At 43.8% G+C, this 20,571-nt stretch carries 21 protein-coding genes; 19 read left to right on the top strand and 2 right to left on the bottom strand.

The genetic code is table 11. The features are described from left to right. Positions 1 to 5: 5 nt before the first annotated feature. From SD427_RS12410 to SD427_RS12400, 3 genes are all read left to right on the top strand, one after another. Positions 6 to 575 (top strand): hypothetical protein, encoded by a 570-nt coding sequence (locus SD427_RS12410; protein ID WP_320558118.1) that lies wholly within the window; start codon positions 6 to 8, stop codon positions 573 to 575. A gap of 394 nt (positions 576 to 969) precedes the next feature. Next, positions 970 to 1,548 carry a nicotinamide-nucleotide amidohydrolase family protein gene (locus SD427_RS12405; RefSeq protein WP_320558117.1) on the top strand — a complete coding sequence of 193 codons (579 nt, stop codon included), beginning with the start codon at positions 970 to 972 and terminating at the stop codon, positions 1,546 to 1,548. Between the two features lie 358 nt (positions 1,549 to 1,906). Continuing rightward, complete coding sequence (locus SD427_RS12400) at positions 1,907 to 2,524, top strand: DUF4142 domain-containing protein (protein WP_320558116.1); 618 nt, start codon at positions 1,907 to 1,909, stop codon at positions 2,522 to 2,524. A 259-nt stretch (positions 2,525 to 2,783) separates the two neighbouring features. Here the strand turns inward: SD427_RS12400 and SD427_RS12395 are convergent, their stop codons facing one another. Next, positions 2,784 to 3,470, bottom strand: a complete 687-nt coding sequence (locus SD427_RS12395) for a DUF421 domain-containing protein (protein WP_320558115.1) — start codon at positions 3,468 to 3,470, stop codon at positions 2,784 to 2,786. 327 nt (positions 3,471 to 3,797) lie between these two features. Between SD427_RS12395 and SD427_RS12390 the strand changes: the two genes are divergently transcribed. The 16 genes from SD427_RS12390 to SD427_RS12315 all read left to right on the top strand — a co-directional run bounded on the left by SD427_RS12390 (position 3,798) and on the right by SD427_RS12315 (position 19,287). After that, the gene (locus tag SD427_RS12390) at positions 3,798 to 4,265 is read left to right on the top strand and encodes a (2Fe-2S)-binding protein (protein ID WP_320558114.1); all 468 of its coding nucleotides are present in this window, start codon (positions 3,798 to 3,800) and stop codon (positions 4,263 to 4,265) included. 32 nt (positions 4,266 to 4,297) lie between these two features. Next, positions 4,298 to 4,930 (top strand): hypothetical protein, encoded by a 633-nt coding sequence (locus tag SD427_RS12385; protein ID WP_320558113.1) that lies wholly within the window; start codon positions 4,298 to 4,300, stop codon positions 4,928 to 4,930. A gap of 12 nt (positions 4,931 to 4,942) precedes the next feature. Beyond that, positions 4,943 to 7,093, top strand: coding sequence for a xanthine dehydrogenase family protein molybdopterin-binding subunit (locus SD427_RS12380; RefSeq protein ID WP_320558112.1), 2,151 nt, complete (start codon positions 4,943 to 4,945; stop codon positions 7,091 to 7,093). A gap of 225 nt (positions 7,094 to 7,318) precedes the next feature. Further along, positions 7,319 to 8,452 (top strand): XdhC family protein, encoded by a 1,134-nt coding sequence (locus tag SD427_RS12375; RefSeq protein ID WP_320558111.1) that lies wholly within the window; start codon positions 7,319 to 7,321, stop codon positions 8,450 to 8,452. Between the two features lie 6 nt (positions 8,453 to 8,458). After that, positions 8,459 to 9,439, top strand: a complete 981-nt coding sequence (gene moaA, locus SD427_RS12370; RefSeq protein ID WP_320558110.1) for a GTP 3',8-cyclase MoaA — start codon at positions 8,459 to 8,461, stop codon at positions 9,437 to 9,439. Further along, complete coding sequence (locus SD427_RS12365) at positions 9,436 to 10,029, top strand: nucleotidyltransferase family protein (protein WP_320558109.1); 594 nt, start codon at positions 9,436 to 9,438, stop codon at positions 10,027 to 10,029. Before moaA ends, SD427_RS12365 begins: the two co-directional genes overlap by 4 nt. Continuing rightward, positions 10,026 to 11,210, top strand: coding sequence for a gephyrin-like molybdotransferase Glp (gene glp, locus SD427_RS12360; protein WP_320558108.1), 1,185 nt, complete (start codon positions 10,026 to 10,028; stop codon positions 11,208 to 11,210). The genes SD427_RS12365 and glp overlap by 4 nt, the downstream gene beginning before the upstream one ends. A 37-nt stretch (positions 11,211 to 11,247) precedes the next feature. Beyond that, positions 11,248 to 11,982, top strand: coding sequence for a sulfite exporter TauE/SafE family protein (locus tag SD427_RS12355; protein WP_320558107.1), 735 nt, complete (start codon positions 11,248 to 11,250; stop codon positions 11,980 to 11,982). 3 nt (positions 11,983 to 11,985) lie between these two features. Beyond that, complete coding sequence (locus tag SD427_RS12350) at positions 11,986 to 12,483, top strand: molybdopterin-binding protein (RefSeq protein ID WP_320558106.1); 498 nt, start codon at positions 11,986 to 11,988, stop codon at positions 12,481 to 12,483. Position 12,484: 1 nt separating this feature from the next. Beyond that, a complete protein-coding gene (locus SD427_RS12345) occupies positions 12,485 to 12,712 on the top strand; it encodes a MoaD/ThiS family protein (RefSeq protein ID WP_320558105.1) in 228 nt (75 codons plus the stop codon). A gap of 2 nt (positions 12,713 to 12,714) precedes the next feature. Then, positions 12,715 to 13,848 carry a HesA/MoeB/ThiF family protein gene (locus SD427_RS12340; RefSeq protein WP_320558104.1) on the top strand — a complete coding sequence of 378 codons (1,134 nt, stop codon included), beginning with the start codon at positions 12,715 to 12,717 and terminating at the stop codon, positions 13,846 to 13,848. Beyond that, positions 13,832 to 14,272, top strand: a complete 441-nt coding sequence (locus SD427_RS12335) for a molybdenum cofactor biosynthesis protein MoaE (protein ID WP_320558103.1) — start codon at positions 13,832 to 13,834, stop codon at positions 14,270 to 14,272. Before SD427_RS12340 ends, SD427_RS12335 begins: the two co-directional genes overlap by 17 nt. A gap of 1 nt (position 14,273) precedes the next feature. Then, complete coding sequence (gene moaCB, locus SD427_RS12330) at positions 14,274 to 15,179, top strand: bifunctional molybdenum cofactor biosynthesis protein MoaC/MoaB (protein ID WP_320558102.1); 906 nt, start codon at positions 14,274 to 14,276, stop codon at positions 15,177 to 15,179. Positions 15,180 to 15,523: 344 nt separating this feature from the next. Then, a complete protein-coding gene (locus SD427_RS12325; protein WP_320558101.1) occupies positions 15,524 to 16,003 on the top strand; it encodes a (2Fe-2S)-binding protein in 480 nt (159 codons plus the stop codon). After that, on the top strand, positions 16,000 to 17,019 hold the full coding sequence (locus SD427_RS12320; RefSeq protein WP_320558100.1) for a xanthine dehydrogenase family protein subunit M: 1,020 nt from the start codon (positions 16,000 to 16,002) through the stop codon (positions 17,017 to 17,019). The genes SD427_RS12325 and SD427_RS12320 overlap by 4 nt, the downstream gene beginning before the upstream one ends. A gap of 30 nt (positions 17,020 to 17,049) precedes the next feature. Continuing rightward, positions 17,050 to 19,287 (top strand): xanthine dehydrogenase family protein molybdopterin-binding subunit, encoded by a 2,238-nt coding sequence (locus tag SD427_RS12315; protein WP_320558099.1) that lies wholly within the window; start codon positions 17,050 to 17,052, stop codon positions 19,285 to 19,287. A 58-nt stretch (positions 19,288 to 19,345) separates the two neighbouring features. Here the strand turns inward: SD427_RS12315 and SD427_RS12310 are convergent, their stop codons facing one another. Next, entirely contained in the window at positions 19,346 to 20,482 is a 1,137-nt protein-coding gene (locus tag SD427_RS12310) for a cysteine desulfurase family protein (protein WP_320558098.1), read from the bottom strand. Between the last annotated feature and the right edge of the window lie 89 nt (positions 20,483 to 20,571).

The raw sequence follows: 20,571 nt of genomic DNA, 5'->3' as shown, positions 1-20,571 counted from the left end.
GAAAAATGAAAAAGATAAAAATATACAGTTTATTTTTAATACTGGCTGCTGCTCATGCGTTAATCGCACAAGTTGCTATAGGGAAAACGACGGTTTCCGGGAACAGTTCGCTTCTGGAATTCGGAGGCATGACTTCAACCGGGCTTCCTACAGATACGGATACGGGAAATTTCCGCGGAATCATTCTTCCTGCGGTAACATCTTCTCCGGTTTTTTCTGCTGTAAGCCCATCCACAAATCATCCTCAGAACGGTACTTTTCTTTACAGCAAGCAGAGCCGTACCGCAATGATGTTCGAAAACGGCCGCTGGATCAATATGACGGATGAGGGAAATGCGGCTTCCGTTATTCCGGTTTCCGGAACCGAAACAGGAAACGGAATAATCATCGGTTCTGCAGCCAGCAGTGCAAAAGGGATTCTGGTGCTGGAATCTGCAGACAAAAGCCTGGTGCTGCCACATATTAAAAACCCGCATACCACAGTGAAAAGCCCTTATCCCGGAATGATGTGTTATGATACGGTAAGCAATTCGGTTGCCGTTTATGACGGAGCCAGCTGGAGTTACTGGAAATAACCGGTTTTCAAAAAGCTGTTTTTAAACAATATATATTATTTCACCCAGTGGATTATCAGGAATTTATCGGATTTTAATTTTCTATACACAGGTAGCGCCTTTCCGTAATAAGGTTCGCTGCTCAGGATGTGACCATTTCTTTCTCATTCCTGCTCACTGATTGCTGCTGTTTTCAGGCTGGGAAAAGCTGTATTGTGCAGGAACTCAGTAATAGGTATACATGCATAAAACTGAAATATAGGGGATTGTAAGGCATTGGCGTGATTTTAGATGCTGCGTACAACAGGAATGAAGCACTTGTTCTTAGCAGGCTGTTCAGCAATTACAGCCTGCCCGGGGAAGTATAATTACCTGCCGTGTAAAAATTTGAAATGACAAGCAAAATCCCCGCTTTATGATTTTAAAATCTTCGAAAATTGATCTGACCATAGAACAGCTGAACGTAAAATCATTCATCTATTTTCTGGCTGAGCTGCAGAATCTGTTGGAATATATAGGACAACAGCTGGTAGAGATTGATGAAACGGTTTCCATTGCTGAAAATGTGACTGCCGGATTTTTACAGTTTTCATTTTCTCAGATCAAGGATGCCTCTAAATTTTTTAAAGGAGGCATAACAGTTTATACACCGGAGGATGATGTCAGCCTTTTCGGGGTAGATCCGGAGAAAGTCCTTTTTTGTGATTCCGTATCGCCTGTGGTTGCGGAAGAAATGGCGCTGTCAGTCGGGAAAAAATTTAAAAGCGACTGGTCGGTAGCGGTTACCGGGTATGCCTGCCCGGTAGAAGAATCCCGTCATAAATTATATGCATTTTTTTCTATTTCACATCACGGAAAGATCATTCTCTCGGAAAAGCTTGATCTTCATTCCCGGACCATACCTGTTAAAGCACAGCTGTACTACAGCGAATTTATATTAGGATGCTTCAAACTGGAGCTTGATAAAGTAAGGGCGGATCAGAAGATTGTATAATGGACGAAAGCTCGACTCTTTGTTAATTCTGAAAATAAAGGCAACTTCATTTATTGCATAGCCCTTTAAACTTTTGGAAAATTACATAAAAAAATTAAACAGGCTATACTTAATTCAGTACCTGTAACTTTTGGAATATTTAATTCTAACAAATGACTTCGTCTGTAAAGTTTTGAATAACAATTATTTATGGTTTATTAATTTTCCGAATATCATATATTTTATATATAATTTCATTTTTTTAATCATAATATAAAGGCTTAAACACATTTATTAACATTTTGGCAGATAAATTGTTACAGGTACGGTGAGCAACAAATATACTGCTCTTTATTTTCTAACCATTTTAAATTATATTATGAAAAATTCAATTTTAGCCATTTTAGCAGTTGCTTCTATGGTAGCATGTAAAAAGAACGAAACTACATCAACTGACAAGGCCGGAGACAGTACAGCAATGGCTGCGCCTGCCACTGATTCAGGTATGATGAATAATACTGATTCTACTGCTGTAACCGGAACTGCCGATGCAAAAGCTAACTTGAGCGATCAGGATAAAAAGTTTGCAGACGCAGCGGCAAAAGGCGGAATGATGGAAGTGATGATGGGCCAGTTAGCAGCAACTAATGCCAACAGCGCAACAGTAAAATCACTGGGGCAGATGATGGCAAAAGACCATGGTAAAGCCAATGACGAGCTTAAAAAATGGGCATCAGCAACAGGATATACGCTGCCTGCTTCTTTAGATGCAGACCAGCAGAAACAGTATGATGACCTGAAAGCCAAAAAAGGGGCAGAATTTGACCGTATGTATACTGATCTTATGGTAACCGACCATCAGAAAGATATCGCAGAATTCAAAAAAGAAGCCTCAGGCGGTTCTGAAGCTTCATTGAAATCTTTTGCCAGCACTACGCTTCCTACTTTAGAGCATCATTTGATGGAATCTGAAAAAGCAAAAGCTTCCGTAAAATAATTACAACAGTTAATCTATATAAGTACTTAGCTGTAAAACCTTAAAAGTTATTCTGAAAATCTGTGCCTGCAAAAGCCCTGTATTTTCGGAATAACTTTTTATTATTTAAGGAATGACTGTTGTTTTTCATTAATGCATTACTCAAATATATCATTTCGATCATGTTTAAAAATGTAATATTTGCTGGCGTATCGTTCTATAATGAATTTATTGAATCTCCGGCTTGTAATCGTTTGAATGATTATTTTATAATTTAAGATCAGGTCAGACGGGTGGTATTTATTGCTTTTACCCATTCTTTTTGTCTGCATCGGGTGCATTCTGATGTTCCGGGTTCCAATTCTTCTGTACTTCCGCAGTACGTACATGCAAATATTCCTTTTGCTTTTACCTGTTCAGATTTTTTTTCATAAACCTTGGGTTGTATGGGAAGTCCGTATTTCACTTCATCATCAGGGAAATAGTAAAAACTGATATTTCCGTTGGTTTCCAAAATAGCTGTTTTGATCTGTCCGAGGTGTTCAATACTTGCCTGCCTCATTTCTGCAAAAAATTCATCTTTCGCAAAAGTATGGCTGATGTCATCTACCAGCACAAATTCTCCGTCTTCAATTACATATAAGGGATCGCCTTCAATAATCCTTTCAAACTTTTCGCTTTTGCTCGCTAACATGGTAATCAGGCGGTAGAGGGCGATGATGGCACCAAATACCACTACGGAAGTCAGAATGGAGTAATCTTTGTTAAACATCGGGTCTCCGGCCGCTGAGCCCAGCGCAATAATAATGGCCACTTCAAACAGGGACAATTGCCGCACCCCTTTTTTTCCTGCCATCCGTAAAACCAACAGCACCATACTGAACATAATCAGTGTTCTGATGATAATTTCAAAAGCAAATGTAAAATTAAGGTCGCCGATAAACATTTCTTCAAAGTTCAGATTCATAATGGTAATTTTAAAAAGAGGGTTATGGTATACAAAACCTTAGCCAACATTAGCTAAACATAGTAAATACCTTAAGAGAAGTATCATTATGTTTTTTAATAATTATTGAAATTAAACATATTATTGATGACAATTTGTTATATTTATATAAAAAATAAGGCCGGTTATTTATAAATTATAAATGCATCGTTTACAGGATGGTTTCCGCCAGACCAGGGAAAAGGTTTGAAATTCTTAATAATCGGTTTGAAAAATGATAAGGATATATGCGGCAAGTATGATATATTTGCTTATTAACAAAAATTTTAAAATGCTAAACAATTGGATATGGTTTCATTAAATATTAACGGAAAAAATCACGAGCTTGACATCAGCGAGGATATGCCCATCCTATGGGTAGTCAGGGATATTCTCGGCCTTACGGGAACCAAGTTCGGCTGCGGCGTTGCCCAGTGTGGGGCATGCATGGTTCATCTGGACGGCGATGCGGTAAGGTCATGCATCACCAAGGCAAAAAGGGCAGTAGGCAAAAAGATTGTGACCATTGAAGGGCTTTCGCAGGATAATAACCATCCGGTCCAGAAGGCATGGCAGGATATTGATGTTCCGCAGTGCGGCTACTGCCATTCCGGGCAGATTATGGCGGCTGTGGTTTTATTGAAGGAAAACCCGTCCCCGACCGATGAGGATATTGATATTGCCATGGCAGGGAACCTTTGCCGTTGCGGGACCTATCCGAGGATCAGGAAAGCGATTAAAATAGCTGCGGATATTCAGAAAAAAGGAAATGGTTAATCCGGTAAACAGGAACAGATAAAGAAAATGATATGAAAACATTTTTCAGTAAAAAAAATATAAAGCTGAGAACCTTTTTTGAAGGGGCTCTCGTTATCCTGGCATCGGTAAGCACATTCGGAATGGTTGTGCAGAACAATAAAAGAATGTATTCTACTGTTCCGGTTGTTAAAAAGGATAGCGCAGCATCCGTGAAAGCTTTCGGAGACGTGTATAAAGTACTGATGAGTCCGCGGTGCCTTAACTGCCACCCGGCAGGGGATATTCCTTTGCAGGGCGAAGACAGTCATGTTCATCAGATGTTCCCGAGACGCGGCCCCGATGGTAAAGGGCTGTATGCCATGAAGTGCGCCAACTGCCATCAGGATGAAAATACACCCGGGCTCCACATGCCGCCGGGAAATCCCAAATGGCACCTGCCGCCTGCCGATATGAAAATGGTTTTTGAAGGCAAAAGCCCTTATCAGCTGGCTAAGCAACTGATGAACAAAAAAGAGAACGGGAATAAAAGTATGGAAGACCTCATCAAACATGCTGATGATGAGCTGGTGCTTGCCGGATTCAATCCTGCAGACGGCCTTAAAAAACCGCCTTTGACCCATAAAGAATTTAAAAAAGCCTGGATCACCTGGTTAACCACCGGAGCATACGCCCCGGCAAAATAATGCTGAAAAATTATGTCTAAAGAATCAGAACTTTCAAGAAGAAAATTTTTGCAGCTGGCCGGCCTGGGAGGTGCTGCATTGTGCCTCGGAATATTTCCTTCCGTTTCGGCAGCAAAAGTCATCCTGCCGGAAACGGCACTGGCAGAAAGCGTGGAAATGAATTCATGGATTATCATTAACACCTCCGGTAAGATTACCTTGGTGGATCACCGTGCGGAAATGGGTCAGGGGTCCTACCATTCCGTTCCCCAGATTATTGCAGAAGAGCTTGAGGTAGACCTCAGCCAGATAGAAGTGATATTTGCACAGGGAAGCACAAAATACGGAAGCCAGATTACCGGCGGAAGCTCTACCATCAGGGCTTCCTATAAAAACTTGTTGAAATTAAGTGCCACGGCTAGGGAAATGCTCCGGCAGGCCGCCGCCGATACCTGGAAAGTCCCGGTCAATGAATGTATGGCCAGAAGCGGAAATATCGTTCATGAAAAATCCGGCCGTAAAATGCATTACGGAGAGTTAGTACTTGCGGCATCACAGCTTACTGCGCCGGAAAAAGTAACGCTGAAGCAGCGTTCGGAATATAAAATTATCGGCAAGCCACTGAAAAGAATCGATACGCCTTTAAAAACCAACGGTACTGCGGTATTCGGCCTGGATAAGAGGATTCCTGGGATGATGTTCGCATCCGTGGAAAGAAACCCGAGACTGAGGGGGAAAGTGGCAAGTTTTGATGATACGGCTGCCAGAAAAATAAAAGGCGTTAAGGACGTTATCAAAATCAGCATGAAAGTATATGATACTGAGCGCGAAGGAGTCGCTGTCATTGCAGACAACAGCTGGGCAGCGCTGCAGGGCCGTAAAGTCCTGAAGGTAACCTGGGATGATTCCGGTTTTGAGCATATCAGCACTAAAAAAGTATATGAAAAGCATCATGAGCTTCTTATGCGTGAAGAAGGCCTCCCTGCCAAAGAACAGGGAACTGTGAATGTACAGGCTTCAGTCCAGAGGAAAAAGATAGATTCCGTATACCATACCCCTTACCAGTCACATCTGGCCATGGAACCCCTGAACTGTATTGCCCATTACCGGAAAGACAAAATTGAGATCTGGGGACCAATCCAGGCACCGGACTGGATCCAGAAAGATATCGCAAAGGAATTCGGCATGGAACCGAAAAATGTTATCGTTAACATGACATTTTTAGGCGGCGGATTCGGGCGTAAAGCATTTACCGATTATCCAAATGAGGCCGTGGCCATCTCCAAAAAGATCAATGCACCGGTACAGGTGATATGGTCAAGGGAAGATGATGCGGTCCAGGGCCCGTTCAGGCCGGGCGTTTCCTACAGAGGGGAAAGTATTATTGAAAACGGTAAGCTTACCGACCTGAAATTCCGTATGGTCGGGCAGAACATCAAGCACTGGTCAGACAAGAAGCGCGGAATTGCCAATGAAAATACCACGGAAGGTTTCATGGAACCTTATTTTAAATCGATTAAAAATATTAAGTTTTCCGATATCCCTTTTGAAACCCCGGTACCTGTATTGTGGTGGAGATCCGTATATGCATCCACCAACGGATTTGCCTATGAAAGCTTTATGGATGAAATTGCCCATCAGATGAATATGGACCCGTTGGAATTCAGGAGAGTGCATATGGATAACGAAAGGACCCGGAAGCTGATCGACAGGCTGAAAGAAGTCAGTGGTTGGAAAAAAAGTTCTCAGGATAAAGGATACGGGATTGCCATTACCGAATGTTTCGACAGTACCGTAGGTCAGGTGGTCAAGGTATCAAAACGCAAAGAAGGAGGCGTGAAGATTGATAAAGTCTGGGCCGTGATCGATTGCGGCTGGTATGTTAACCCGGATATTATTGAAGCACAGGTAGAAGGCTCTATCATAATGGCATTGGGTGCAGCAACCATGGATGCGCAGACTTTCACAGACGGTATGGCAGATAAAGCCAACTTTCATTCCTACAAGCTTCCGCGGATTTATGATATTCCGCCTCTTGAAGTACATATTATGGAAAATAAAGAAGATGCCGGAGGCGTGGGGGAACCCGGATTGCCGCCGTTTGCTCCTGCACTGGCAAATGCTGTTTTTGACCTGACCGGAAAAAGGATAAGGACCCTGCCATTCGATATGTCAAAAGTATAGCGCACAGATGCCGGAAGGTAAGATATCAATCAGAAAAGCAAAATTATATGACATTTCATAAGCTGAAAAAAGTAAAGTTTATGGATGGACTTTAGATAATTACAGTTTTTTATGAGGCCAAGATGGACATTTGCTTAATTTTTGATAAGTATAGGAAACAATCGATATCGGTAGCAGATCAGTTACAGTTCATATAAATGATCAGGCCAGTATTCCAAAAGATTTATGAAAGAGATTAATGACATTATCAGCGCTTATCGCAAAGCAGAAGCCGAAGGCATGAAAACAGCACTGGCTACTGTGGTAAAGGTTACGGGATCCTCCTACAGGCAGCCCGGAGCCCGCATGCTGATAACGGAAGACGGGCAACTGACCGGAGCCATAAGCGGAGGATGCCTGGAAGGCGATGCGCTGAAAAGAGCTTTGCTGGCCATTCAGCAGCAGCAGAATAAGCTGGTTACGTATGATACCAGCAATGATGAAGATGCCGATTTTGGAGTACAGTTGGGATGCAACGGAATTGTCCATATCCTTTTTGAACCTATCGATGCTGCGTTTGAGCATAATCCGGTTAAGATGCTGGAAAAAGTCGTGGAAAAACGGGAAGATGCCGTACTGGCCTGCCTTTTTTCACTCGCCAGGGGAAGTGCACAGCCGGGAACGGTACTGTTGTACAGAAGAGAAGGACAGGTTGCATCACGGGAGGGACTTGATTTTTTATCAGGCGACATTCGTAATACGTTTGAAAACAAGGCTTCACGTATTAAAAATATTTCCTATGAAGGAACGGATTGCGAGGCATTGATTGAATACATAGCTCCGGCGGTTTCGCTTGTCATTGCCGGTGCCGGAAATGATGTAAAACCGTTAACGGAAATTGCATCGGTATTGGGCTGGGAAGTAACAGTAGGAGAGGGAAGGCCTGCACATGCTACAGAAAAACGGTTTCCGTCTGCGAAAACGATAAAGGTAACGGCAGCTGAAAATTTCCTGAATGACATAATCATAGATGACCATACATTTTTTATCCTGATGACCCACAATTACCGGTATGACCTGACGGTGCTGAGAAACCTGCTGACTGATAGTAACAGCCGTTACATCGGGATCCTGGGGCCAAAAACAAAACTGAACCGGATGGTTGATGACCTTGCGGCTGAAGGTTTTGACATAACGCTGCAGCACATGGAAAGAATCTATGGCCCGGTAGGGCTTGATATAGGTGCGGAAACCTCAGAAGAGATCGCTCTTTCCGTAGTTTCTGAAATAAAAGCGGTACTGGAAGGCAGGAAAGGAAGTTCCCTGAGATATAAAACAGATAAAATTCACAATGCCGTTCATGGAGATGGTGACAAATAAAATATAATGATAACGGATACCTTCGGACGCGTACACGACTATCTTCGGATCTCACTGACCGACAACTGCAACCTGCGGTGCTTTTACTGTATGCCGGATGAGAAATATGCTTTTGCACCTGCTGCAAAGCTGATGCAGCCGGACGAAATAGAAACCATTGCAAAACTTTTCGTATCGCACGGCGTAAAGAAAATAAGACTGACAGGCGGTGAGCCGCTGGTCAGGAAAGATGCTCCGGTCATTATTGATAAATTAGGGAAACTGGGCATTGAGCTGGCCATCACCACCAATGGCATACGGGTTAACGAAATGATGGATAACCTTGTGTCAGCTCAGGTAAAAACCATTAACATAAGCCTGGATACCCTCAACGCCGAAAAATTTAAAAAAATCACCAGAAGGGATCTTTTTCAGAAAGTAAGAGATAATATTGATCTGCTGATCCAAAATAACTTTCGCGTTAAAATCAACGTTGTGCTGATGAAAGGATTAAACGACGATGAAATCCTGGATTTTATAGAAATGACGCGGGATTCTCAGATAGAAGTCCGTTTCATCGAATTTATGCCGTTCACCGGCAACCGTTGGACCAGCAACCAGGTCTTTACACTCGAAGAAATATTGGTAGAAGTACAGAGCCGGTATGATATTCTTGCTATTGAACCGGAAGCCCATGATACAGCTAAAAAATTTAAAATACCCGGTTTTGCCGGGAATTTTGCTGTAATCAGTACCATGACTGCTCCGTTTTGCTCTTCCTGCAACAGGATCCGTCTTACCGCAGACGGCAAGCTTAAAAACTGCTTGTTTTCCAAAGGGGAAACAGACCTTTTAAGTGCCTTACGGAGAGGGGAAGAAATAATGCCGTTAATAGAAGGCACCATCAAAGCAAAACATAAAGCATTAGGAGGACAGTTTTCAGGTGTTTTCCAGGATATTGATGCCAGTACGCTGGATAACCGCAGCATGATAACCATAGGAGGATGATGGCACAGGAGAATACCGGAATCATTATTCTGGCAGCAGGAAATTCATCAAGATTAGGCCAGCCGAAACAGCTTCTGGATTATCAGGGAAGAACATTGCTGCGCCATACCGTAGAACAGGCTCTGGCCGTGAGCTCCAGAGTTATTGTGGTTACAGGCAGCGAAAACTCAATAATTGATCAGGAAACAGGATCTGCCGCAACCATACGCAATGAAAACTGGCAGGAAGGCATGGCTTCATCCATTCACAAAGGGCTGAATGAAATGCTGTTAAAATATTCCGAAACAGAAAATATACTCATTACCGTCTGTGACCAGCCGCATATCGATGCCTCTGTCTTTTCAGAACTGATTGAAAAAAGGCAGTTATCAGGAAAAAAAATTATCGCTTCATGCTATTCCGGCACACTTGGGACCCCCGTATTGTTCAGCCAGTCTTATTTCAGTGATTTACTTAAGCTAAGTGGCCATGAAGGCGCTAAAAAATTGCTTATAAAATACAAAGATGAGGTAGGGCAGGTGTTGTTTGAAAAAGGATCCGTGGATATCGATACCCCTGAAGATTATCAACAACTTATTAATAACCAATGATTTCAGTACACGAAGCACAACAGATTATTTTACAGAATGCACCAACGAAAAAAACGGCTTTAATTCCGCTTTCGGAGGCTGCAGGATTGGTTGTTTCCTCAGATATTCCGGCGCATACCGATATTCCGGCGTTTTCCCAGTCATCAATGGATGGGTATGCCCTGAAATTTGAAGACCGGAGACAACCGCTTACAATAAAAGGCGAAATGGCAGCCGGCACTTCACAGCCGCTGGCCATTGAAACAGGCGAAGCCACAAGGATTTTTACCGGTGCGCCATTACCTGAAGGTGCCGATACCGTGGTGATGCAGGAAAAGATAAACATTGAAAACGGGCGGTTGCTTATTTCAGATGAAGGTCTGAGCTTAGGCCTGAATGTACGGCCCAAAGGATCGGAAGTAAAAAAAGGGGAAACCGCTATGGCTGCAGGTACTTATCTTTCACCTGCAGCAATTGGTTTTCTGGCTGGGATCGGGCATGATCGTATTGAGGTATTTGTACCGCCTGTGATAGCCATTATTGTTACAGGAAACGAACTGCAGGACCCGGGCCGGGACCTGGCATTCGGGCAGGTGTATGAAGCGAATTCATTCCAGCTCAAAGCTGCCTTGCAAAAAACGGGGATTACGGATATTCATGTATTCACTGCCGATGATCATCCGGAAGAACTGATGGATGTGCTGCAGAAGGCATTAGCAATGAGCGATGTGGTCCTGTTAAATGGCGGAGTAAGCGTAGGTGATTATGATTTTGTGGCTTCAACAGCGGAACAGTGCGGAGTTATTCAGAAATTCCATAAAATAAAACAGAAACCGGGGAAACCGTTGTTTTTCGGAATAAAAGGTGAGAAGCTGATATTCGGGCTCCCGGGGAACCCTTCATCATCTTTGACATGTTTTTATGAATATGTCTTACCGGCACTTGAAAACGCAACTGGTCTAAGGAATTCAGTAAAGAAAAAAGAAGCAGTCGCTGCTCATGATTATAAAAAACCTGCCGGCCTGACACATTTTCTGAAAGCGTATTATGATGAAGAGCGTGGAGAGGTCAGTCCGCTGTATGCACAGGAATCGTACCGGCTTCATTCATTTGCACAGGCCAACTGTTTTATTGTTTTGCCGGAAGAATCTGCAGGATGCCTGAAAGGAGATAAGGTAGAAATCCATCTGCTGCCGGTATAAATCCATCGGTTATTTTTAAATTAAATAAAGAAAATTAATGAGTATAGAACTATTTTATGGTATTCTGTTCGCCGTTGCGTTTTTTTATGCGGCTGTAGGCCATGGCGGGGCCAGCGGATATCTTGCACTAATGGCTCTCTACGGAGTGGCACCCGAGGAAATGAAGCCCACTGCCCTGGTACTGAACCTTTTTGTATCCTTAACTTCTTTTATCCAGTACTATCGCGGCGGGTATTTTATCCGGAAACTATTCATTCCGATTGCCGCGGCATCTGTTCCGCTGGCATTTATAGGCGGGATGATTACGGTAGAAGAAAATATCTATAAAAGGATCCTGGGTGTACTGCTGCTGTTCCCGATTATCCGTTTTTTCTTTTTCAGGAATGCTGAAGACCATGAGCTTAAAGAACAGAATATTGCGGTTGCCGTTATCACCGGCGGAATTGTCGGGTTGTTATCCGGAATGATCGGGATCGGAGGTGGCATCATCCTTTCACCCATCCTGCTTCTGCTCAAATGGACCAACCAGAAACAGACTGCGGCCATCAGTGCGGCGTTTATATTTGTGAATTCTCTTTCCGGTCTGGGAGGGATGCTTACCCAGGGAATCCATTTTACCGATGATATGATGATGTATGTGATAGTAGCATTCACTGGCGGATTGTTAGGCGCTTATTTCGGATCGAAAAAATTCAATCAGAATGTTTTAAAATACGTACTGGCAACAGTTTTGCTCATGGCTTCCTACAAACTCTTATTCACAAAAGCATAATATATGAAGTACATTGTCACCATTCTGCTGTTAATAACGGCAACCTTAAAAGCACAGCATGCATCCTCCCTGCAGATTAAAGGGGATATCGCCCAGCCTGTTACCGTTTCTTTTACGGATTTAAGTACATATACCGTCCATGAAATCAAAAGCCTGGATATCCTGAATCATAAAATGGAATTTAAAAAGACACTGAGAAACCTGAAAGGCGTATGGCTTAAAGATATTTTGGGTCAGGTAAAATTCAATGTCTCATCTCCGAAGGAGCTCAGCACATTTTATCTGGTTTGTATAGCAGATGACGGTTATAAAGTGGTATATTCCTGGAATGAGCTGTTTAATTCTGCCGCTGGGGAAAATGCCATGATCGTAACTGAATCTGACGGCGTTTCAGCTTTGAAAAAAGAAGAAGGCATCAGTCTGGTTACTCCCGGCGATCAGGCAACCGGCAGGAGGTATGTTAAAAATATTTCTGAGATCATCATTCATAAGGTAGATTAATATGGAAATAAAAATAATTGCATTCGGGCGGATTGCTGAAATTACCGGTAAGGAATTTATAATTACAGCACCTGATACCGACACTTTAAAACAACAGCTGGCCACGCAGTTTCCTCAGCTTTCCGGTATGAAATATGCCGTAGCCGTCAACAAAAAAATGACGGACGGAAATACGCAACTGAATACTAATGATACGGTGGCTCTGATGCCTCCCTATTCCGGCGGATAATTATGAAACGGAACAATGAAAGGTATGCACGGCACTATGCGCTGGCCGGTTTCGGGGAAATCGGACAGGAAAAACTGCTGCAGGCCAGAGTGCTGGTTATCGGTGCAGGCGGGCTCGGATGTCCGGTCCTCCAGTACCTTGCCGCGGCGGGCATTGGCACCATTGGCATTGCAGACCATGACCGGGTTGCCTTAAGCAATCTCCAGCGGCAGACTTTGTACACTACCGGAGACGTAGGATGTTTGAAAGCCGTTCAGGCGGCTGAAAGTCTCAGAAAACTGAATCCGGAGATCACCATTGAAACCTATACAGAAGAAGTAACTTCCGGGAATGCATGGGAACTGATAGAAAGATACGACATTGTAGCCGACTGCACCGATAATTTTGCTTCCAGATACCTGATCAGTGATGCCTGTTTCCTGCTGCGGAAACCTCTGGTTTTCGGAGCGGTATTTCAGTATGAAGGGCAGGTGGCAGTATTTGACACCGGGAATCATAATGAAGAAAGGATCAGTTACCGTGACCTTTTCCCGGAGCCGCCGGCTCCTGACGAAGTTATGGACTGCAACGAGGCCGGCGTGCTGGGGGTATTGCCGGGAATGATCGGGACCTTACAGGCAAATGAAGTCATCAAACTGATTACAGGCATCGGCGAAGTGCTCAGAGGGCGGCTTTTGATATTCAATATGCTGACGTATGAAACCCTGATTATGGATCTTGCAAAAAGAAGCGATGCTTTAAGTCTTATTCCAGAAAACAGGGAACGTTTTGAAAAAACCGATTACCGCTGGCTTTGCGGGCTCTCCTCTTCTTCTGATATTGAAGAAATTTCGCCGGATGATTTTCCGGAAATCACAGCGCAGCCCGGTGTTCTTGCCGTGGATGTCCGGGAAAGAGGTGAACTTCCTGAAGCCCGTTTTCCTCACATTAAGATTCCTTTATCTGAATTAAAGATTGAAACATCAGGTATCAACAATATTAAAGGACAGAAAATTATTCTATTCTGCCAAAGCGGAAAACGAAGCTTAAAGGCAGCGGAACTGTTAGCCGCAGCATATGGAACCGCCATAAAAGTCAGCCATCTGAAAGGCGGAATAACAGCATTACAAAACAAAGAACATGAAAAAAGATTTTAAAAATATATTTGTTGAGGGAGCAATAGATCCTGTATTCATTTCAGACAGCATTGCTAAGCATTCTGCCAAAAAAAACATCGGGGCACACAGTATTTTCCTGGGCCAGATCCGGGAAGACATGGTAGAAGGCAAAACCGTTCAGGCTATTGAATATACAGCCTATGAAGAAATGGCTCTTGAAAAGATGCATGAAATAAGAGAAGAGATCTTTGCAAAATATGATCTTACCTGCATGCACATCCATCACAGTCTGGGCACAATAAGAACCGGGGAGATCTGCCTGTTTGTATTTACCTCATCAAAGCACAGGAAAGCAGCCATGGAAAGCTGTGATGAAGTCGTGGAAAGAATAAAAAAAGACCTTCCGGTCTGGGGGAAAGAGGTATTTGAAGATGCTTCCCATCAATGGAAAACCAACAGTTAATATGGTAGATATCACGCATAAATCGTCCACCCTGCGAAAGGCGGTGGCTACGGCTACGGTAAAGACTTCGTCCCTGGCCACCATTGAAGCCATACAGCAGCGGAAAGTCCCGAAAGGGGATATTTTTGAATTTTCAAGGGTTGCTGCATTGTTTGCGGTTAAAAAAACCAGTGATGTAATCCCGGACTGCCATCCGCTGCCGGTAGAATATACTTCCGTTACCTATGCCATTGAAGACTTATCCATAATTATTTCCGTGGAGGTGCATACCGTTTATAAGACCGGCGTAGAGGTGGAAGCCATGCACGGTGCTTCCGTAGCAGCCCTGGTTATGTATGATATGCTGAAACCGATTGACAAGCGGGTTGAAATACACAACATAAAACTTCTGGAAAAAACAGGAGGAAAATCAGACCGGAAATACGCTGCGGAAGACATCAAAGCTGCTGTGGTAGTCTGTTCAGACAGCATTCATCAGGGAAAGAACGAAGACCGTTCAGGAAAAGTCATCCTTACAAAATTAGAGGAATCAGGCTGTAAAAATATTGAATATACGGTAGTGCCCGATGAATTTGACATTATTCAGAATACGCTTGCAGAATACAAAAGGCAAAATATAGATCTGGTTATTTTTACCGGCGGAACCGGTGCTTCAGCAAGAGATGTTACCCCGGACGCCCTATCACCGATGCTCGACCGCCCTATGCCTGGAATTATGGAAACCGCCCGGAATTACGGGCAGGAACGCATTAAAACCTCTATGCTGTCCAGGAGTGTCGCCGGCTTCAGCGGACAAACCTTAGTACTGGCTTTTCCCGGTTCGGTAAAAGGTGCAGAAGAATACATGCAGGCTCTGTTTCCGCAGGTACTCCATGTATTTGAGCTTAAAGACAAATACAGGCATTGATTTTATTACACCTGCCTGAAGGAAAAAATCCTGCCAGAATTTTAAACTCTGACAGGGTTTTGTCTTTTTAATAAACTTTAATATAGAATCTTCAGGAATAAAATTAAACCTGTTTTTGATTTTTTAGCTTTATTAATTTTTGGACGCAGTTATTTTCGAATGAGTTTAAGGCTCTGTTTAAATTCATTAAAGGAAACTTAAATGTTCAGTAATTATCATTATAGAGTTCATTTAAATATATCTATTGTAAAGGTTTATATACATTAATATACCACAATTTGCTGCGCCATCGGATTGCGGTTCTTTTTTTGCATAGGTTCTCCAAACACCAAATTAAATAAAATATGCCTGATCAGAACAACCAATCCATCAAACTTAGGGTGAATGGACAAGACCATGAACTTGCGCTCAGACCCTGGGTATCCTTACTGGACGCGCTTCGGCACACCATGCATCTTACCGGAACCAAAAAAGGCTGTGACCACGGACAGTGTGGGGCATGTACTGTTTTAGTAGATGGGAAAAGAGTTTTAAGCTGCCTTACCCTCGCCGTTATGAAAGACGGAGCAGAAGTTACCACCATAGAAGGAATCGGAACTGAAGAAAACCTGCATCCCGTTCAGAAAGCTTTTATCGAGCATGATGCGTTCCAGTGCGGATATTGTACACCGGGGCAGATCTGCAGTGCCGTGGGGCTTCTTAGTGAAGGAAAAGCGGAAAGCCGTGAAGAAGTACAGGATATGATGAGCGGGAACCTTTGCCGCTGCGGTGCCAACAGAGGAATTATTAATGCCATCATGGCGGTAAAACAGGATATGCGATGAATAATTTTTCTTATACAAAAGCAACAGACCTTCAGAATGCCGTTTCACTGCTGAGCGAAAACAATGATCATAAAGCCGTAGCGGGCGGTACAAATATCATCGATCTGATGAAATACTTTGTTACCGAAGCCGATACATTGGTAGACATCAACCGAATTTCCGGTCTCAGTGATATCAAAGATACCGAAAACGGCGGGGTTATGCTGGGTGCCCTTGCGACCAATGCAGATACCGCCTATCATCCTGTAATAGAAGACCGTTATCCATTGCTTTCCAAAGCAATTCTGGCAGGGGCTTCTGCACAGATCCGTAATATGGCAACCAACGGCGGAAACCTGATGCAGCGTACCCGGTGCTATTATTTCTATGACCCTGCAGTTCCCTGCAATAAGAGGGAACCGGGAACCGGATGTTCGGCTGCCACAGGATATAACCGTATTCATGCGATTTTGGGACATAATGAAAGCTGCATTGCGGTTTTTCCTTCGGATATGTGCGTGGCTCTGGCCGCTCTGGATGCAGAAGTGCATATTTCAGGGCCAAAGGGAGAACGCGTATTGCCGTTTGCCGATTTTCACAGGCTTCCCGGAGACACTCCTCACCTGGATAATAACCTGCAGGCCGGAGAAATCATTACAGGGCTTGAACTTCCGGAAAAGGGCTTTTCTGAATATTATTCCTATTTAAAACTCAGGGATCGTAATTCTTATGCCTTTGCATTAATTTCCGTAGCTGCCGGATTTGATATTGAAGACGGACTGATCAAAGAAGCCAGGATCGCTTTGGGCGGCGTTGCCCATAAACCATGGCGCAGTGCGGAAGCCGAGGCCTACCTGAAAGGCAAAACACCTTCAGAAGAAAATTTTGCTCAAGCAGCAGAGATCATACTGGACGGAGCCCAGGGTTTTGAACATAATCATTTTAAAATTGCCCTGGCAAAAAGAGCCATTGTACGGAACAGCATCATGGCAATGGATCCAGGATCGCAGAGACCGGGCGCAAAACCTTCATTATAATCCGAAGCAATACCAACCAAAACAGAAAATATGAATAATATACCCTCTATAGGAACTCCGCAAAACCGCCTTGAAGGCCATCTGAAAGTAACCGGAAGCGCTAAGTATGCCGGGGATTATAATGCAGATAGCCTCTTGTATGGCTATGTGGTCAACAGTACTGTAACCAAAGGCAAGATCAAATCAATAAATACAGAAGAAGCCAAAAATCTTGAAGGTGTGGTTGAAGTTTTTACCCATGATAACCGGCCTTCAACGGCGTGGTTTGACTTTCAGTATGCTGATATGGATGCGCCGCCGGGACTTGTTTTTAAACCGCTGAAAGATAATGAGATCCGGTACAACGGTCAGCCGATTGCACTGGTGGTGGCCGATACTTTTGAAATGGCACGTCTGGCAGCAAATAAACTTCATATTGAATACGAAGAAGAAGCGTTTGAGACTGATCTTATGGCTAACCTTAAAGATTCCCGTGATCCTAAAAAAGGGCTGGCTTCGTTACTGAAACCGCCACCGCCGCCGCCAAAGGGTGACTTTGAAAAAGCGTATAAGGATTCATTCATTAAAACAGACAGTACTTTCAGCCATGGTACGGAACACCATAACCCGATGGAACTGTTTGCTTCAACGGTGATTTACGAAGGTAAAGACAAGTTAAAGATTTATGATAAAACACAGGGAACCATCAATTCCCAGATGTATGTAGCCAATGTGTTCGGCCTGAAAATGAAAAACGTACAGGTTATTTCCCCGTTTGTAGGTGGAGGATTCGGTTCCGGGTTACGGCCTCAGCACCAGCTTTTTATGGCGGTAATGGCTTCTCTGCATCTGAAAAGGAATGTAAGGGTAACACTGGACAGGGCTCAGATGTACATGATCGGCCACCGTCCGCCTACTTTACAGCATACGAAATTCGGAGCTGATGAAAATGGAAAAGTGAATGCTATTTTTCATGAAGCCACAGGGGAAACATCCCGTTTTGAAGATTATGTGGAAATTGTAGTGAACTGGGCCAATATGCTGTATCCGGCAGAAAATACCTTATTGGAACATAAGATTGTACCGTTGGATGTTTACAGTCCGCTCGATATGAGGGCACCGGGAGGAAGTACAGGGATGCATGCCATTGAAGTTACTATGGATGAAATTGCATATCAGCTTGATATTGATCCCGTAGAACTCAGGCTGATCAACTATTCTGAAATTGACTATAGCAGTGAAAAAGAATATTCCAGCAAGGAACTCCGAGAATGCTACCTGCGCGGAGCAAGCCAATTCGGCTGGGACAAAAGAAATCCTGTTCCCCGCAGCATGAAGCGCGGGAATAAACTGGTAGGTTACGGAATGGCCACAGGAATGTGGGATGCCAACAGGCTTTTAGGCCGTGCTGAGGCCATTATGAATGCAGATGGCAAAGTAGAGATTAAAAGTGCGGTAACAGATATAGGAACCGGAACATTTACGATAATGACCCAGATTGCAGCCGACGAGCTCGGGCTCCCTCTTGAAGATGTTACTTTTTCCTATGCCGACAGTGCGATGCCGTTTGCCCCGATCCAGGGAGGGTCTTTTACCACAGCAACGATAGGTCCCGCAGTTCAGGCAGCATGCCAGGCTTTAAATAAAAAGCTGTACAAAAAAGCAAAATCACTGAAAGATTCCGTATTGGCCAATACTAAACTGAAAGAAGTAATCTTTAAAGGAGGGTACATCGTCCACAAAGATAATTCGGAATCCAGGATCAGTTACCAGGAAATTATGGAAGCCAATGAAGGAAAAGTCATTAAGACAACCAATTCGGCCATGCCTAATCCGCTGACCTACGGTAAAAAAGCCCGGGCAGTTCACAGTGCGGTATTTGTGGAAGTTGAAGTAGATGAGCAACTGGGTGTAATTGAAGTTAAAAGAGCGCTTACTGCGGTAGCTGCCGGAAGAATAATCAACCCAAAAACGGCTGAAAGCCAGCTGCTGGGCGGGATGATCTGGGGGATCAGCAAGGCTCTTCATGAAGAAACCATCCTTGATCACCGTCTGGGCAAATACATGAATGATAACCTGGCAGAATACCATATTCCGGTACACGCCGATATCCATGACCTGCAGGTGCTTTTTGTAGAAGAAAATGATCAGTTCGTGAATGATTTAGGCGTAAAAGGCGTAGGGGAAATCGGTGGCGTAGGAATGCCGCCTGCCATTACCAATGCAGTTTACCATGCTACGGGAAAAAGAATTTATGATCTTCCCATACATTTTGATAAGCTTCTATAAAGTCGTATAATTACGCTTTTTATATGCAACAATATTCACTATACAGCAGTTTCGGGGTTTACCGGAGCTGCTGTATTAATTTCTGCATCCTGCTTACCGTATAATCAATCTGTTCCATGGTATTAAACCTGCCCAGGCTGAAACGGATGGAACTCAGGGCCTCTTCGTCAGATAATCCCATTGCCTTTAACACATGAGACGGTTTTGCGGTAACCGAGGAACAGGCAGATCCGCTGGAAACCGAAATGTTCTGCAGGGAGAGGATCAGCTGTTCTGAAAGCACACCCGGGAAACAGATATTGGCAGTCGTATGTATTCTGTGTTCTGATAAACCGTTAACGAAAGTACCTTCAATTTTTAACAGTTCATTTTCCAGATGATCGCGAAGGTTTTTTATCTGAAGGTAATCCTGCTGCATATCATGCCTGGCAATCTCGCAGGCTTTCCCGAAACCGATGATGCCCGGAACATTCAGGGTACCGCTTCTCCGGTTATTCTGCTGTCCGCCGCCTGTAATCTGCGGCTGGAGACGGGATTTTAATTTTTTGGAAACGTACAGGGCTCCTGTTCCTTTAGGGCCGTAAAATTTATGCGCAGAAAAAGGCATCAGGTCAATTCCAAGATCATGGACATCAACCGGTATTTTACCCACCGCCTGTGTAGTATCGCAGAGAAGGAATGCGCCTTTGGCATGAACTGTTTCACTGATTTTCCTGATGTCCTGAATTACGCCGGTCTCGTTGTTAACCAGCATTATATTCACCATCAGGGTATTTTCAGACAAGGCAGCGTCCAGGTCATCCAGGTCAATCCGCCCGTCTTTTCCCACCTGAAGAAACGTATGGGTGTAATTTCCGTTTTCCGTGTAACTTTCTACCGTATCCAGTACGGCTTTATGTTCTGTACTTACTGTTACAAAATGATTTCTTGTCCCGTTTGAAATTCCCCGTACAGCCAGGTTGATGGCTTCAGTAGCGCCCGAAGTAAAGATGAGCTCTTCAGGCCTGCACCCGATCAGGTCCGAGACCTGCCAGATTGCATTGTCCACATGTTCATTAACGGTAAGTCCGGCCAGGTGGCTGCTTCCGGCATTTTCATAATATTCCGTAAAAAAAGGGAGCATGGCCTGAAGAACCCGGTCGTCCGGACGGGTCGTTGCATTGTTGTCAAGGTAAATTTTTTCAGAAGGGTTCATGTACGAGTATAACTAACATTAATGTTACTTAAAAGTACTAAAAAGAATCCGAAAAACATGTATATCCTCCTGTATCAATTGGTTGTTTA

This window comes from Chryseobacterium sp. JJR-5R, assembly GCF_034047335.1.
Lineage (GTDB): Bacteria > Bacteroidota > Bacteroidia > Flavobacteriales > Weeksellaceae > Chryseobacterium.
The sequence above is the reverse complement of the archived record's forward strand: the minus strand, read 5'-3'. Positions and strand labels throughout refer to the sequence as shown.